The organism is Streptomyces sp. Root431 (genome assembly GCF_001426585.1).
Classification (GTDB): domain Bacteria; phylum Actinomycetota; class Actinomycetes; order Streptomycetales; family Streptomycetaceae; genus Streptomyces; species Streptomyces stackebrandtii.
The window spans coordinates 59575-74147 of the sequence record NZ_LMEI01000002.1; the positions used below are offsets into that span (position 1 = coordinate 59575).

13 protein-coding genes are annotated in these 14573 nt (G+C 72.6%); 9 read left to right on the forward strand and 4 right to left on the reverse strand.

The window, feature by feature from the left end:
* The first annotated feature begins 44 nt into the window (after positions 1 to 44).
* Complete coding sequence (locus ASC82_RS04115) at positions 45 to 1295, forward strand: GGDEF domain-containing protein (protein WP_242427544.1); 1251 nt, start codon at positions 45 to 47, stop codon at positions 1293 to 1295.
* Positions 1296 to 1340: 45 nt separating this feature from the next.
* Positions 1341 to 1910 carry a hypothetical protein gene (locus ASC82_RS04120; protein WP_056641689.1) on the forward strand — a complete coding sequence of 190 codons (570 nt, stop codon included), beginning with the start codon at positions 1341 to 1343 and terminating at the stop codon, positions 1908 to 1910.
* A gap of 5 nt (positions 1911 to 1915) precedes the next feature.
* On the opposite strand, the gene ASC82_RS04125 is transcribed toward ASC82_RS04120, so the two are convergent.
* Entirely contained in the window at positions 1916 to 2953 is a 1038-nt protein-coding gene (locus ASC82_RS04125; RefSeq protein WP_056641692.1) for a helix-turn-helix domain-containing protein, read from the reverse strand.
* Positions 2954 to 3061: 108 nt separating this feature from the next.
* On the opposite strand from ASC82_RS04125, the gene ASC82_RS04130 reads away from it, so the two are divergent.
* From ASC82_RS04130 to hutH, 3 genes are all read left to right on the forward strand, one after another.
* Positions 3062 to 3964, forward strand: coding sequence for an alpha/beta hydrolase (locus ASC82_RS04130; protein WP_056641694.1), 903 nt, complete (start codon positions 3062 to 3064; stop codon positions 3962 to 3964).
* Between the two features lie 79 nt (positions 3965 to 4043).
* Positions 4044 to 5261 carry a serine hydrolase domain-containing protein gene (locus ASC82_RS04135; RefSeq protein ID WP_079039031.1) on the forward strand — a complete coding sequence of 406 codons (1218 nt, stop codon included), beginning with the start codon at positions 4044 to 4046 and terminating at the stop codon, positions 5259 to 5261.
* 183 nt (positions 5262 to 5444) lie between these two features.
* Positions 5445 to 6986 (forward strand): histidine ammonia-lyase, encoded by a 1542-nt coding sequence (gene hutH, locus ASC82_RS04140; RefSeq protein ID WP_056641697.1) that lies wholly within the window; start codon positions 5445 to 5447, stop codon positions 6984 to 6986.
* Positions 6987 to 7075: 89 nt separating this feature from the next.
* On the opposite strand, the gene ASC82_RS04145 is transcribed toward hutH, so the two are convergent.
* Complete coding sequence (locus ASC82_RS04145; RefSeq protein WP_056641700.1) at positions 7076 to 7351, reverse strand: hypothetical protein; 276 nt, start codon at positions 7349 to 7351, stop codon at positions 7076 to 7078.
* Between the two features lie 110 nt (positions 7352 to 7461).
* On the opposite strand from ASC82_RS04145, the gene ASC82_RS04150 reads away from it, so the two are divergent.
* Both ASC82_RS04150 and ASC82_RS04155 read left to right on the forward strand, forming a co-directional pair.
* The gene (locus ASC82_RS04150) at positions 7462 to 7818 is read left to right on the forward strand and encodes a hypothetical protein (RefSeq protein WP_056641704.1); all 357 of its coding nucleotides are present in this window, start codon (positions 7462 to 7464) and stop codon (positions 7816 to 7818) included.
* Positions 7819 to 8030: 212 nt separating this feature from the next.
* A complete protein-coding gene (locus ASC82_RS04155) occupies positions 8031 to 9302 on the forward strand; it encodes an Ig-like domain-containing protein (protein ID WP_056641707.1) in 1272 nt (423 codons plus the stop codon).
* A gap of 55 nt (positions 9303 to 9357) precedes the next feature.
* Here ASC82_RS04155 and ASC82_RS04160 read toward each other — a convergent pair whose 3' ends face one another.
* Entirely contained in the window at positions 9358 to 10224 is an 867-nt protein-coding gene (locus ASC82_RS04160; protein WP_056641710.1) for a helix-turn-helix transcriptional regulator, read from the reverse strand.
* A 129-nt stretch (positions 10225 to 10353) separates the two neighbouring features.
* Here ASC82_RS04160 and ASC82_RS04165 point away from each other — a divergent pair, with 129 nt between their 5' ends.
* The gene (locus ASC82_RS04165) at positions 10354 to 11409 is read left to right on the forward strand and encodes an NAD(P)-dependent alcohol dehydrogenase (protein WP_056641714.1); all 1056 of its coding nucleotides are present in this window, start codon (positions 10354 to 10356) and stop codon (positions 11407 to 11409) included.
* 98 nt (positions 11410 to 11507) lie between these two features.
* Here the strand turns inward: ASC82_RS04165 and ASC82_RS04170 are convergent, their stop codons facing one another.
* Positions 11508 to 13919, reverse strand: a complete 2412-nt coding sequence (locus tag ASC82_RS04170) for a beta-N-acetylglucosaminidase domain-containing protein (protein ID WP_079039033.1) — start codon at positions 13917 to 13919, stop codon at positions 11508 to 11510.
* A 313-nt stretch (positions 13920 to 14232) separates the two neighbouring features.
* Between ASC82_RS04170 and ASC82_RS04175 the strand changes: the two genes are divergently transcribed.
* Positions 14233 to 14573, forward strand: a 341-nt coding sequence (locus ASC82_RS04175) for an S-adenosylmethionine synthetase N-terminal domain-containing protein (protein WP_277914771.1), incomplete at its 3' end; no start/stop codon positions are given.

The window sequence follows — 14573 nt, forward strand, 5'->3', positions numbered from 1 at the left end:
CGTCTCGCGAGGGAAAACGGACTAATACTCCCTAAGCTGGAGGAATGGGTGAGGATGTGCGGCTGCGGGCCGTAGTGGCGCTGGCGCAGGGGATGGCGGCGGCGCACACTCCACGTGAGTTCTGGCGGGCGGCGGCGCTCGGGTCCTGCGAGGGGCTCGACGGGACCTTCGGCGCCCTCTCCGTCTGGGAGCGGGACCTCGGCCGGCTGAAGGTCCTGGTCAACGCCGGGGAGCGGGCGGCGGGCGAGGAGGAGTTCCCGGACTCGGAGACGTATCCGGTGCACCAGTTCCCCGAGATCACCGAGTTCCTCCACGAGGCCTGGGCGGGCGGCGGCGAGCCGGACGCCTGGGTGGAGACCGCCACCGACCGCGTCCCGACCGGCCGCGTGGCGGGGCTGCGCAGGCGGGGACGCGGCTGCTGCGTGGTCGCCCCGATCGTGTTGCACGGGCGGGCGTGGGGCGAGCTGTACGTGGCCCGGCCACCCGAGGCGAAACCTTTCACCCGGGCGGACGCCGACTTCGCGACCGTCCTCGCCGCGGTCGTCGCCGCCGGCATCGCCCAGGCCGAGCGCCTGGAGGAGGTCCGCAAACTGGCCTTCACCGACCCGCTCACCGGACTCGCCAACCGGCGGGCCGTCGACACCCGCCTCGACGAGGCCATCGAGCGCTACCGGGCCGACGGCTCCGTCGTCAGCCTGCTGGTCTGCGACCTCAACGGCCTCAAGCGGGTCAACGACACCCACGGCCACGCCGTCGGCGACCGCCTCCTCGAACGCTTCGGCTCCGTGCTCTCCCGCTGCGGGGCCCGGCTCCCCGGCGCGCTCGCGGCCCGCCTCGGCGGCGACGAGTTCTGCCTCCTGACCGTCGGCCCGACGGCGGACGAGGTCGTCGCTGTCGCCGAGGAGCTGTGCGTACGGGCGGCGGAGCTGGAGCTCGGCGAGGGCGTGGCCTGCGGGGTGGCGTCCACGGGCGACCCCATCGGCCCCCTCAGGTCGGCGCGGCGCCTCTTCCGGCTCGCGGACGCCGCCCAGTACCAGGCGAAGGCCGCGCGCTCGGCGAAGCCGGTCGTGGCGGGCCGGGACGGCACGGTCATCCGCCTCGCCGACGCCCCGCCGGGCGCCCGCGACCGCCGGCGCTTCCGCGACGCGCCTCCGATGGAGCCGCGGCCGGAGGAGCCGCGGCCGGAGGGTTCGTCGTCTTTCGAGTCGCCGCCGGAGGGTCCGCCACCGGAAGGTCCGCTGTCAGAGGGTCCGCCGCCGGAAGGTCCGCTGTCGGAGGGTCCGCCGCCGTCCTGAGGCGGCTCGTCCCGGCCCCGCTGCCGTGCCGATACCCTCGCCCGCATGATCGACGAAGTCGCCCGCTGGCACCGGTTGGCCGCGCTCCTGCCTCCGGCGCAGGCGCGGGAGTTCAGGGACTGCTGGGAGATCGGCGAGCAGGAGGCGGGACTCGACCTGCTGGTCGAGGGCCTTCTGGAGCACCGCGTCCCGATCAGTGACACCACCCGGGCCGAGATCGCCGTGACGGCCGAGCAGTGGGGCGTGTGGGCGACCCTCGCTCCCGGCCTCGGCCGGTGCCCCGGCGGGGGCCCGGGCGACGGCTCGGGCGACGGCTCGGGCGACGGCTCGGTGGCGCTGATCGAGCACGCCGACACCGTTCCGCTGCCCGGTTCCTCCGTCGTGGCCGATGCCGCCTGGGAGGTGCTCCTCGTGGTCCCGTGGCTCGCCTGCACCCGGTGCGACCGGATGCTCGCACGCACGCACCACCGGGAGGGCTGGGGCGACCTTTCCTTCGAGGCGAGGCGTTACGTGCTGTTCGCGCCGGACCGGAGCGCGCCGGTGCGGCTGTTCGCACCCGAGTCGGCGTGGGAGGCCTTCACCGCGCTGCGCGAGTGCTGCGGTCCGTACGGCTGATCCGCTCAGTCGCCGAGGAGCCGCCAGGCGGTGAGGGCGAGCCTCGCGCGGGTCAGGCCGGTGGGGTCGGTGACGTCGATGCCGAGGGTCTTCGAGATCTGTTCGAGGCGGCGGGCGATGCTGCTGTGGTGCAGATGGAGGAGGCCCGCGGCCCGGCGCAGTGAGCCGGTGGCGCAGTAGGTGTCCAGGGTCTCCAGGTCGTCCGGGTCGGCGGCGAGCCGGGCGACGGCGGCCACGTCGGCGTTCTCCCGCGCGGTGTCCTGGGGGACTTCGGCCAGGAGGGCCAGCGCGCCCAGATCCCGGTAGCGGACGACGGGTTCGCGCGGGGTGGAGAAGCGGAGGGCGGTGCGGGCCTGCCGCCAGGAACGGTCGGGGCTTCCGGCGGCGCCGATGCCCGCCCGTACGTCCGCCGGGAACCGGGCCGGGTCCAGGGCCGTGGCCAGGATGACGCCCACGTCGGCCAGGGGTGCCGCCTTCACCGGGCGGGCCGGGCAGATCAGGCCGCCGAGCCGGTCGAGCGGGAGCCGCGTCCGTACGGCGACGACGTGGACCGGCACCTCGGCGGCGAAGCCCAGGAGCCGTAGCGCACGGGCTCGGGCCGCCTCGTCGCTGTCGGAGCTGATGACCAGTTCGACGAGCGCGGGGTCGGCCATGGTGGTGCGCGCCGGGCCGTGCCGCTCGACGACCCCGGCGGCGGCGATGGCCAGCCGGTCCAGGAGCACGTCGTCGAGGGGGCTCGGGGGGCCGGGGCGTTCCAGCCAGACCGTGCCGATCTCCTCCTCGTCGAGCGTGATCGGCGTCGTGGAGGACGCGGCCGGCGGTGGGCCGGCCGGCGCCGGTCTGCCGTCGGGCGCGTGGCGGATCACCCGGCCCGTGCCGTGGAGCCGGATCCCGGCCGTGCACTCGGCCAGGCCCGCCGAGGCCCGGGCGAGCGCCGCCAGGTCCACGCGCCGCCGCATCAGCGTGTCGTAGAACGCGATGATGCGGATCGCCCCGTCGACGTACGGATCGAGTCCCGACAGCCGTACGGCCAGTGCCTCCATGCCGGAAGGATAGAAGGAGGCGGGTGCGCCGAACGGCGCGATTCCGGGGCGGGATGCGCGACGGACGGCGGATGACCGCCCCGGGCGGCGGCCGTGAGGATGGCCGTCATGGATCCCGAACTCGAAGCGTTCATCCCGTTCCTGCCCCTCATGGACATGAGCGACCCGGTCGCCGGGCGCAAGGAATTCGCCGCCCGGGCCGCCGCCGCGCCGGCGCCGGACACCTCCGGCATGGAGGTCGAGGACCACACGGTGTCCCGGCCCGCAGGACCGGACGTGCCGGTGCGGGTCTACCGCCCGCACGGCGCGCAGGGCGCCATCGTCTGGATGCACGGCGGCGGCGGAGTCTTCGGCGACCTCGACACCGAACACCCGTGGGCCGCCCGGGTCGCCGGCCTCTCCGGGGCGGTGGTGATCTCGGTGGGGTACCGTCTGGCGCCCGAGGACCCGTTCCCGGCGGCCCTGGACGACGCGTACGCCGTACTGGTCTGGGCGGCCGGGCGCGCGGACGAACTCGGCACCGACCCGGCGCGGATCGCCGTCGGCGGGCACAGCGCCGGGGCGAACCTCGCGGCCGCGGCGGCCCTGCGGGCACGGGACGAGCAGGGCCCCGCGATCCGCTTCCAGCTCCTCAACCAGCCGGGCCTGGACGACCGTCAGGAGACGTGGTCGGCACGGAACTTCACCGACACGCCCTGGTTCAACAGCGGCGCGCGCGCCGCCGCGTGGCGGCACTACCTGGGCGACCGGCCCGCCACCCCGTACGCGGCCCCCGCCCGGGCCGCCGACCTGTCCGGCCTGCCGCCGGCCTACATCGCCACCGCGGAGTTCTGCCCGAACCGCGACGAGGGCGTCGCGTACGCGCTGCGGCTGATGCAGGCGGGCGTGTCGGTCGAACTCCACCAGTGGCCCGGCACCTTCCACGGATCGCAGGCGATCCTCTCCGCCGAGGTCTCGCAGCGGCAGAACGCCGAACTCGGCGCGGTCCTGCGCCGCGCCCTGGCCGCCTGAGCACCCACCTTGCCCCACATCACGTCAGCTCGGTTCAGTTCAACTCAACTCAACTCATCGACAGCGAAGGACGATTGTCATGAAGCTCCGAACGGTGTTGTGCGCGACCGTGGCCGCACTCGTCGCGTGTACGGGCACGGTGGCCGCGGGCCCCGCGCCGTCGACCGGCCTCGATCGCGCGGCGCTGCGGTCCGCCCTGGACGGTGTCCACCACGCGGGTGTCCCGGGGGTGTTCGCCGAGGTACGCGACACCGGCCGGACCTGGCGCGGCGCTTCCGGGGTCGCCGACGTCCGGACCGGCCGTCCCGTCGCCGCGGACATGCGGCAGCGCGTCGGCAGCATCACCAAGACCTTCACCGCCGCCGCCGTCATGCAGCAGGTCGAGCAGGGCCGTATCCGGCTCGACGCGCCGATCGGCGGCTATCTGCCGCGGCTGGTGCCGGGGGAGCGGGGCATGAGGATCACGGTCCGGATGCTCCTGAACAACACCAGCGGCATCCCCGACTACATCCCCTACGCGTTCCCGTCGCTCGGGGCTTTCCCCTCCCTGCCGGACGTCACGACCGAGAGCCTCGACGACAACCGGTTCAGGGAGTTCCGCCCGGAGGAGCTGATCGCGATGGGCCTCGCGGCGCCTCCCGCCGGTGAGCCCGGCGCCCTTCCGGGGGTGTACTCGAACAGCAACTGGCTGATCCTCGGTGAGCTCCTGGAGGAGGTGACCGGCACTCGGGCGGAGGAGTACATCACCCGGAACGTCATCGAGCGCGCCGGCCTCCGGCACACCGTCTTCCCGACCGGCACGCGCATCCAGGGACCGCACGCGCGGATGTACGAGGCCTTCTACGGACTCATCGACCCGCCGCGCGACTACAGCGTCTACAACATGTCCTGGACGGGTACGGGCGCCTCGCTCGTGTCGACCATGGAGGACCTCAACCGCTTCTACGCCGAGCTGCTGGCCGGCCGGATCGTCAGCCCGGCGTCACTGGCGGAGATGCAGCGCACGGTCCCGGTCCGCGCCCTGGACGGATCGATGATCCGGTACGGCCTCGGCCTCCACGAGGTCGCCACGGAGTGCGGCACGTTCTGGGGCCACGACGGCACGGTCTGGGGGGCCGGGACGATCTCCCTGACCCGGGGCGACGGCAAGCGTCAGATGTCCGTCGCGGTCAACCTCCAGAGGTGGAACAAGCCGGACGCCTCCGGACGGCCGCAGCCCCACCCCATCGACGGCGCGCTGGCGACGCTGTACGGGCGGGCGCTGTGCGGCGGCGAGGCGGCGAAGCCCGCCCCGTAGCCCGGAGGGCCCGATCCCGCCCCCTCCGGCGGCGCATCCCGGGTCTCTGAACGGCAGACTGGAACCCCACCGGCGATCACCGACCCGTCACAGGCACACGGTAAGGGTCCCTTGCCCGTCGAGCCGGTGACCCATCACCTAGTGACAGGTCGGTCTTCAATCCGTAGGGTGCTGAATATGGATATGCAGACAGTCGTCCTCGGCACGTCCGGCACGACCCCGCAGGACGTCATCGACGTCGCCCGCCACGGCGCCCGCGTCGAGCTGTCGACCGAGGCCGTGCGCGCCCTCGCCGCCGCCCGGGACGTGATCGACGCGCTCGCCGCCAAGCCCGAACCCGTCTACGGCGTCTCCACCGGCTTCGGCGCGCTCGCCACCCGGCACATCAGCCACGAGCTCCGTGCCCAGCTCCAGCGCAACATCGTCCGCTCGCACGCCGCCGGCATGGGCCCGCGCGTCGAGCGCGAGGTCGTGCGCGCCCTGATGTTCCTGCGGCTGAAGACCGTCGCCTCCGGTCACACCGGCGTCCGCCCCGAGGTCGCGCAGACCATGGCCGACGTCCTCAACGCCGGCATCACCCCGGTCGTGCACGAGTACGGCTCCCTCGGCTGCTCCGGCGACCTCGCCCCGCTCTCCCACTGCGCCCTCGCGCTCATGGGCGAGGGCGACGCCGAGGGCCCCGACGGTGAGCTCAAGCCCGCCGGCGAGCTGCTCGCCGCGCACGGCATCGCGCCCGTCGAGCTCAAGGAGAAGGAGGGCCTCGCCCTCCTCAACGGCACCGACGGCATGCTCGGCATGCTGATCATGGCCCTCGCCGACCTCGACACCCTCTACAAGTCCGCGGACATCACCGCCGCGCTCTCCCTCGAAGCCCTCCTCGGCACCGAGAAGGTCCTCGAGCCCGAGCTGCACGCCATCCGCCCGCACCCCGGCCAGGCCGCCTCCGCCGCCAACATGCTGGCCGTGCTCAAGGGCTCCGGCCTCACCGGCCACGCCCTCGCCGGCGAGGCCCCCCGCGTCCAGGACGCCTACTCGGTGCGCTGCGCCCCGCAGGTCGCCGGCGCAGGCCGCGACACCATGGCCCACGCCCGGCTCGTCGCCGAGCGCGAGCTCGCCGCCGCCGTCGACAACCCGGTCGTCCTCTCCGACGGCCGCGTCGCCTCCAACGGCAACTTCCACGGCGCCCCCGTCGCGTACGTCCTCGACTTCCTCGCGATCGCCGCCGCCGACCTCGGCTCGATCGCCGAGCGCCGCACCGACCGGCTCCTCGACAAGAACCGCTCGCACGGCCTGCCGCCCTTCCTCGCGGAGGACGCCGGCGTCGACTCGGGCCTGATGATCGCCCAGTACACGCAGGCCGCCCTGGTCAGCGAGATGAAGCGGCTCGCCGTCCCGGCCTCCGCCGACTCCATCCCGTCCTCCGCGATGCAGGAGGACCACGTCTCCATGGGCTGGTCCGCCGCCCGCAAGCTGCGCACGGCGATCGGCAACCTCAACCGGATCATCGCGGTCGAGCTGTACGCCGCGACCCGGGGCATCGAGCTCCGCGAGGGTCTCACCCCGGCGCCCGCCTCCCGGGCCGCCATCGACGCGCTGCGCGCTGCCGGTGTCGCCGGGCCCGGCCCGGACCGGTTCCTCGCGCCCGACCTGGCCGCCGCCGACGCCTTCGTGGGCGCCGGGAAGCTGGTCGCCGCCGTGGAGCCCGTCACCGGCCCGCTGGCGTAGTCACGGAATGCGCGAAGGGCCCGCCTCGGATCTCTCCGGGGCGGGCCCTTCCGTATGTCCGTAGGCGCGATGTCCGTCGGCGCGTGGGGTCAGGACGCCCGGCCCCGCCGTCTCATCGCCAGGGCCACGAAGCCCGCGCCGACCCCCAGGAAACCCGTCCCGCCCAGCAGGTACGGCGTCGTGTCGAGGTTTCCGGTCTCCGCGAGGCGGGCGTCGGCCGCGGCCGGGTCGTCGTCGATGATCCCGACCCCGACCCGTACACCGCCCCGCTCGTCGGTGGCGTTGGCGGACGGGACGAACCACAGGGCGCACAGCAGCGTTCCCGCCGCGGTGGCGGTCAGAAGTGGGCGTCGGGCGGCGGACACGGAAATTTCGATCCCCCTTGCGGAAACCGCGCATCGGTCGGTGCGTCGATGCTAATGAACACAGCGGGTCGCGGGAAAGCCGAGAGGCCGCTGACCCTACGCTCCGACACATGAGTACTTCCGAGACAGCGCGCTATGTACGACTTCGGGTCGATGTGGTCCTGGAGATCGACGGTCCCGCCGAACTGACCGAGGCCGCAGAGGGCCGGATCAACGGTGACGAGTTCATGCCGGAGGACGAGCGCGTCCAGGCGCGCGCCGCCGCCCGCGACGACAGCGCCGAGGCCCTCGCCTACCTCGTCGAGCCCTTCGACCTGATCCGCGGCGTCCCCGGCATCGAGATGGTCCAGGCCTCCTGGAGCACCGAGGAGGTCGAGTACGACCCCGATGCCCTGGAGTGGGACCTGGGCGAGGAAGATGGGGGCGAAGACATCGAGGACACAGAAGACGACGACGCGCGGGCGTAGGGGCGGGGGCCGGCCACAAGGCCGGAGAACGCCCTGATCACAGGTCCCGGGACGGCGTCCCGGGACCTTTCGCGTGCCCCCGGGAACCGGACGCACCACCCGTGCGTGTCGAACAGTGGTGTTCCCCACAAACCGTCCGGTTCCGGAACCGGACGGGGTGTCATGGGTATTTAGGTAAGCAGCGAAGCAAGCGTTGGCAGGACTCGGCGACGATGGAGATGCGTGTGATGACGGACGGCAAGCGCCGCAAGAGCCTGGCGGTCGCGGCCGCGGTGCTCGGCGGCGTATTGGTGCTCTCGGCGTGCAACGACGGCGACAAGGGCGGCGCCGCCGCCGGTTCCCCGACGCCACCGTCACAGTCCCAGGTCGACGAGGCCGCGGAGGCGGCGAAGACCTCCAAGGCGCAGATCGTCATCGCGCCCAAGACCGGCACCCAGAACGCGTCGATCAACAACGACGCCAAGGTCACGGTCACCGAGGGCAAGCTCACGGACGTCACCATGACGTCCGCCGAGGGCACCAAGGTCAAGGGTGAGATAGCGGCCGACGGCCTCAGCTGGAAGCCGAGCGAGCAGCTCGAGCGGGCCACGGTCTACAAGATCGCCGCCACCGCCACGGACGCGGAGGGCCTGGAGGCCCACGAGAACTCGTCGTTCACGACGGTCTCGAAGGCCAACAGCTTCATCGGCAACTTCACGCCCGAGGACGGTTCGACCGTCGGCGTCGGCATGCCCGTCTCGATCAACTTCAACAAGGCGATCACCGACAAGGCGGCCGTCCAGGGCGGCATCACCGTCACGTCCAGCTCCGGCCAGGAGGTCGTCGGGCACTGGTTCAACGCCCAGCGCATCGACTTCCGCCCGGACAAGTACTGGACCGAGGGCTCGACCGTCACGCTGAAGCTGGACCTCGACGGCGTCGAGGGCGCCGACGGTGTCTTCGGCGTCCAGCAGAAGACCGTCACCTTCAAGATCGGCCGCAACCAGGTCTCCACCGTCGACGTCGCCACCAAGACGATGACGGTCACCCAGGACGGCAAGACGATCAAGACGATCCCGATCTCCGCCGGCTCCCCGGAGAACCCGACCTACAACGGTCAGATGGTGATCTCCGAGAAGTTCAAGGAGACCCGGATGAACGGCGCGACGGTCGGCTTCACCGACGACGACGGCAAGGGCGAGTACGACATCAAGGACGTGCCGCACGCCATGCGCCTGTCCACGTCGGGCACCTTCATCCACGGCAACTACTGGGGCCCGGACTCGATCTTCGGCTCGGCCAACACCAGCCACGGCTGCGTCGGCCTCAACGACGCCAAGGGCGCCGGCGACCCGAACCAGCAGGCCGCCTGGCTCTTCGACCACTCGATCGTCGGTGATGTCGTGATCGTCAAGAACTCCAAGGACAAGACGATCGCCCCCGACAACGGCCTCAACGGCTGGAACCTGAGCTGGGCCGACTGGAAGGCCGGCTCGGCGGTCTGATCCGCCCCGCGCGTACGAGAGAGGGCCCCCTCCGCAGGGAGGGGGCCCTCTCCGTCTACTCCCGTACGGGAGCCGGCTCGTCCACGCCCCACTGGGCGAGCAGCCGCAGCGCGTCCGCCGAGGCCGAACCCGGCTCCGCGTGGTACGTCACGAGCACCAGGTCCGGATCGTCGCCCGCCACCTTCATCGACTCGTACATCAAGGTCATCTCGCCCACCAGCGGATGCCGCAGCCGCTTCGTGCCGTGCCCCTTGTCGGCCACCGTGTGCGCCGCCCACAGCGAGCGGAACTCCTCGCTCTTCACCGACAGCTCGCCCACGAGCGCGAGCAGCTGCGGATCGTCCGGGTAGCAGCCCGCGTACAGCCGGAGCACGCTCACGACCTCGGTCGCCTTGCACTCCCAGTCGATGTACAGATCGCGCGCGTTTGGATCGAGGAAGATCATCCGGGCCATGTTCCGCTCCTCCGGCTCCCAGGCCGCGAAGTCGCCCATCAGTGCCCGCGCCATCCGGTTCCAGGCCAGGACGTCGAGGCGCCGGCCCACGAGGGCGGCGGGCACCCCGTCCATCGAGTCGAGGAGGTGGAGGAGCCCCGGACGGACCCGCTGCGGACGCGCGATCGCCGCCCGCTGCCGCTTCTTCACCGTCGGCTTCGCCAGGTGCGTCAGATGCGCCCGCTCCGTGTCGCTCAGCCGCAGCGCCCGCGCGATCGAGTCCAGGACCTCCATGGACACGTTGCGGCCGTTGCCCTGCTCGAGCCGGGTGTAGTACGCGACGGAGACGCCGGCCAGCTGCGCGAGCTCCTCCCGGCGCAGTCCCGGCACCCGCCGATGGCGCCCGAACTCCGGCAGGCCCACGTCCTCCGGCTTCAGCCGGGCCCGGCGCGAGCGCAGGAATTCGCTGAGTTCGGCACTGAGATCCATGTGGACCGATTATCCCAGGTCGTACGTCCCGGCGGACGGCTGTTCCTGTCCCTGCCAGTGGTAGGCACGCTGGACGTAGGCAGAACAGAGGCCTGGGTACGTGCTGCGGACTCCGGCAGGCTCGTCTCCATGACCACGAACGTGACCACCGTCCCCGCCTACGCCGCACCCGCCGCCAACGCCCCGCTGGAGCGCACCACCGTGCCCCGCCGGGCCGTCGGCGAGCACGACGTCCTCATCGAGATCAAGTACGCCGGCATCTGCCACTCCGACATCCACCAGGCGCGTGACGGCTGGGGCGAGGGCATCTTCCCGATGGTCCCCGGCCACGAGATCGCCGGCTTCGTCGCCGAGGTCGGCTCCGGTGTCACGAAGTTCCGGGTCGGCGACCGGGTCGGCGTCGGCTGCTTCGTGGACTCCTGCCGGGAGTGCGCGTACTGCCTCCAGGGCCTGGAGCAGTACTGCTCCGGCACCGGCATGACCGGCACGTACAACGCGCTCGACAAGAACGGCGAGCCCACCTACGGCGGCTACTCCACCCACATCGTCGTCGACGAGAACTACACCCTGCGCATCCCCGAGGGCATCGACCTCGACGAGGCCGCGCCGCTGCTCTGCGCGGGCATCACCCTCTACTCGCCGCTCGCCCACTGGCAGGCGGGCCCCGGCAAGAAGGTCGCCATCGTCGGCCTGGGCGGACTCGGCCACATGGGCGTCAAGATCGCCCACGCGCTCGGCGCCGAGGTGACCGTGCTCAGCCAGTCGCTGAAGAAGCAGGAGGACGGCCTCAAGCTGGGCGCCGACCACTACTACGCGACGAGCGACCCGGAGACCTTCACGAAGCTCGCCGGCACCTTCGACCTGATCATCTCCACCGTCTCCGCGCCGCTGGACTTCGGCGCCTACCTGAGCCTGGTGAAGACGGACGGCGCCCTGGTGAACGTCGGCGCGCCCGAGGAGCCCGTCGCGCTCAACCTCTTCTCCCTCATCGGCGGCCGCAAGACCCTCGCCGGGTCGATGATCGGCGGCATCGCCGAGACGCAGGAGATGCTCGACTTCTGCGCCGAGCACGGTCTGGGCGCCGAGATCGAGGTGATCGGCGCGGAGCAGATCAACGAGGCGTACGAGCGGGTCATCGCGAGCGACGTCCGCTACCGCTTCGTGATCGACACGTCGACCATCTGATCGACGGAAGCCCTCTGACGTACGGAAGCCCTCTGACGTACGGAAGGGCCGGGGCGTGCCGCCGCCCCGGCCCCTTCGCATGTCGTGCCGTCGTGCCGTCAGCCGACCCGGATCTCCCGCACCGTCAGCCACGTCTCCAGACCGGTCTGCGCCTCGGTGGTCCGCAGCCGCACGTACCGCGCCCGCGTCCCGGCCGGGGCCGTCAGGACGGTGTCGGGGCCGCCCGACAGCTCGCCGAGCGGCTGCCAGGTCGTGCCGTCGAGGGAGTGCTCCACGACGCCGCGGCGCGGGTAGCCCTGCGGCCGGTCGGTCGCGCCGAGCGCCAGCTCGACCTTGCCGATCTCCCGCTCGGCCCTCAGGTCGAGGCCGACGTACGCGCCGGGCTTGGGGTCCCAGAGGCCGCGGAAGTGCGTCGAGTCGTCGCCGTCGGCGATGCGCGGGATCAGGTTCTCCTGGTCCGCTTCGAGGTTGGTGAAGCCCTTCGGGCGGGGGGTGGCGCCGAGGAAGCGGTCGTGCTCGGCGATCGCGTCGAGGACGAACGCGTCGAGGACCCCGTCCGCGACGATGACCGGGATCTTCAGCCCGTACAGGTGGGTGTACGTGAAGGACTGCGCGTGCGCGACCTGGCCGGGGAGCAGTGCGCGGAGCCGCGCGGCCTCGGCGGTGTCGCCCTCGCGTACGGCGCCGGTCAGGGCGAGCGCGGTGCGGGCCGCGGTGCCCCAGGCCTCGGCGGAGTTCAGCCAGGGGCCGGTCTGCTCGACGAAGCCGCGGTCGGGCAGGTCGGCGCGGAGCACGGCAGGGGCGCCCTGGAAGCCGGCGAGCTTCCCGTCCAGTACGGAGGCGGCGGCCGCGCGGTCGCCGGGGGCGGCGTTACGGAAGCGGGCGATGGCGGCGGCGAGTTCGGGGGACTGGCGGCCCGTCATGCGGGAGAAGAAGCTGCCGTCGGCGAAGGTCCGCAGCGCCGTCCGGACGCGCCTGTCGCCGCCCGCCCGCTCCGCGAGCGCGGCGGTCCAGGCCGTGGCCGGGTCGTAGGCGCGGTCGTTCCAGAGGTACTCGGCGACCGTGAACAGGCCGATCTTCGACGCGTCGGCCTGCGGCATCGGGTTCGCGGTGTAGCCGGCGAGGTCCCCCGGGAGGCCCTTCTCGCGGCTCTCCAGCGGGCCGAGCATCAGGCGGCCGGGGACGTAGTCGTTGACCGGGAAGTTGTCCCAGAGCAGGACGTCGTGGCCGAGGAGCCGCTTGGCCTCGGCCGCCTGGGCGCGGGTGATGGCCGGGGCGATGCCGGCGGTGCCGGTCCACTGGACGAGGACGCCGGGCGCCAGCTTCGTCTCCAGGGCCTTCTTGTACGGCGTCGCTTCGAGGTCGTAGTACTCGGTCGGCACCGTCTGGAGCGGGGCGGCGTCCGGATGGGCGGCGCGCAGGCCGTCGTCGACCCGGTTCAGGAACAGTGCCTGGGCCTCGCCGGCGGCGCCGCCGCCCGTGCCGAACCGCTCCTCGTCGGCCGCGCAGTTCCAGGTGGTGTAGCTGATGTCGTCCAGCGGTACGGAGAACGACCGGACGCCGATGTCCCAGACGCTCTCCAGCTTGGCGACGAGCGCCTGGGCCTCCTCGGGCGCGCTGTAACAGACGGAAAGCCCGGGGGAGACGGCGTACGTGAAGTCGACGTGCCGCGCGCGGGCCCGGTCGGACAGCTCCCGGATCCGGGCCACCTCCGCGGCCGGGTAGGGCTCGCGCCACTTCGCGCGGAGGTACGGGTCGTCCTTCGGCGAGTAGATGTAGGTGTCGAGCTTGTGCTCGCCGTAGTAGTCGAGCTGGTCGAGGCGGGTGGCGTGGGTCCACGGGGTGTCGTAGAAGCCCTCGACGACACCGCGCGCCGCGGCGGCCGGCCAGTCCCGGACGGTCACGCCCTGGAGGCGGGCCCCGGACAGGGTGGTGCGCGGCAGGAGTTGGCGCAGGGACTGGGCGGCGTAGTAGGTGCCGCGGGCGTCGGTGCCGGAGAGCGCGATCCGTTCCGTGCCGTCGGCGGCGCGGCCCGCCGCGAGGACGTAGCCGTCGGCGGGCAGGCCGGCCGGGCCGGGGACGCCGAGGGCGGTCAGGGAAGCGGCGGTGGCGGGGTTCTCCCGTACTCCGCCGATGTGGACGGTCAGTTGGCCGCGGACGGGCGCGGCGGCGTACTGGAAGGTGCGGGCGCCCGCGTCGCGCAGGGCCTTCTCGACCACCTGGAGGGCGGCCGGGTCGGTCCGCGGGTCGGTCACCAGCGTCACGGTGGGTGTGACGGTGACGGCGTCGGCCCGGCGGGCGAACTGCTGCGGGGTGGGCGTGACGGCGGTGCCCGAGGAGAGCGCCGGCCCGGCGGGCGCCGGGGCCGGATCCGCCGGTTCCGCGCCGGCCGGGTGGGCCAGGGGCAGTCCGAGGGCCAGGGCCAGTGCGGCGGCGATGGCGATCCGGGGCAGGGTGCGGCCGAGGCCGTCTGCCGCTTCGGGGCTGCCGGTGGTGCGGGTGTCGGGCATGTGGGGCGCTCTCCACGGGTCGCGCGCGGCAGGGCCGCGGGGGTCGGTCAGGAGCACAGGGACCCCATCAGCCCCACGGGTCACACGTCAACGCCCCTAGGTAGGGGGGTGGGCGCGCGGTCTCGCGCCGTGCGCTCCCGGTGCGCCAATAGGGGGTGGGGCAGGGGGATTTACTCCCTCCTTCAGGGGGCAGGTGCTCTGGCGGTGCCCGGAGCGGGCCGGATTCAATGTGATCCGGTTCGGCCGTCTGCCGGCCGGTCCGCTTCCGGTCCGTCATATGTAGTCAGCAGCCGCTGCAACCCCAGGGAGCGTTGTGTCCCGTCGTCTGTTCACCTCGGAGTCCGTTACCGAGGGTCACCCGGACAAGATCGCTGATCAGATCAGCGACACCATCCTCGACGCACTGCTGCGAGAGGACCCCACGTCGCGCGTCGCGGTCGAGACGCTGATCACCACCGGCCTGGTGCACGTCGCCGGCGAGGTGACCACCAAGGCCTGGGCGGACATCCCGGCCCTCGTCCGGAGCAAGATCCTGGAGATCGGGTACGACTCCTCGAAGAAGGGCTTCGACGGCGCCTCCTGCGGCGTGTCGGTGTCCATCGGGTCGCAGTCCCCGGACATCGCGCAGGGTGTCGACACCGCGTACGAGAAGCG

Excerpts from the sequence above, each read along its gene's own strand:
- ASC82_RS04160 (WP_056641710.1), bottom strand. The coding sequence starts at position 10,224 with ATGGATCTCAGTGCCGAACTCAGCGAATTCCTGCGCTCGCGCCGGGCC.
- ASC82_RS04155 (WP_056641707.1), top strand. The coding sequence starts at position 8,031 with ATGGAGATGCGTGTGATGACGGACGGCAAGCGCCGCAAGAGCCTGGCG.
- hutH (WP_056641697.1), top strand. The coding sequence starts at position 5,445 with ATGCAGACAGTCGTCCTCGGCACGTCCGGCACGACCCCGCAGGACGTC.
- ASC82_RS04170 (WP_079039033.1), bottom strand. The coding sequence starts at position 13,919 with ATGCCCGACACCCGCACCACCGGCAGCCCCGAAGCGGCAGACGGCCTC.
- ASC82_RS04125 (WP_056641692.1), bottom strand. The coding sequence starts at position 2,953 with ATGGAGGCACTGGCCGTACGGCTGTCGGGACTCGATCCGTACGTCGAC.
- ASC82_RS04130 (WP_056641694.1), top strand. The coding sequence starts at position 3,062 with ATGGATCCCGAACTCGAAGCGTTCATCCCGTTCCTGCCCCTCATGGAC.
- ASC82_RS04120 (WP_056641689.1), top strand. The coding sequence starts at position 1,341 with ATGATCGACGAAGTCGCCCGCTGGCACCGGTTGGCCGCGCTCCTGCCT.
- ASC82_RS04115 (WP_242427544.1), top strand. The coding sequence starts at position 45 with ATGGGTGAGGATGTGCGGCTGCGGGCCGTAGTGGCGCTGGCGCAGGGG.
- ASC82_RS04150 (WP_056641704.1), top strand. The coding sequence starts at position 7,462 with ATGAGTACTTCCGAGACAGCGCGCTATGTACGACTTCGGGTCGATGTG.
- ASC82_RS04135 (WP_079039031.1), top strand. The coding sequence starts at position 4,044 with ATGAAGCTCCGAACGGTGTTGTGCGCGACCGTGGCCGCACTCGTCGCG.
- ASC82_RS04165 (WP_056641714.1), top strand. The coding sequence starts at position 10,354 with ATGACCACGAACGTGACCACCGTCCCCGCCTACGCCGCACCCGCCGCC.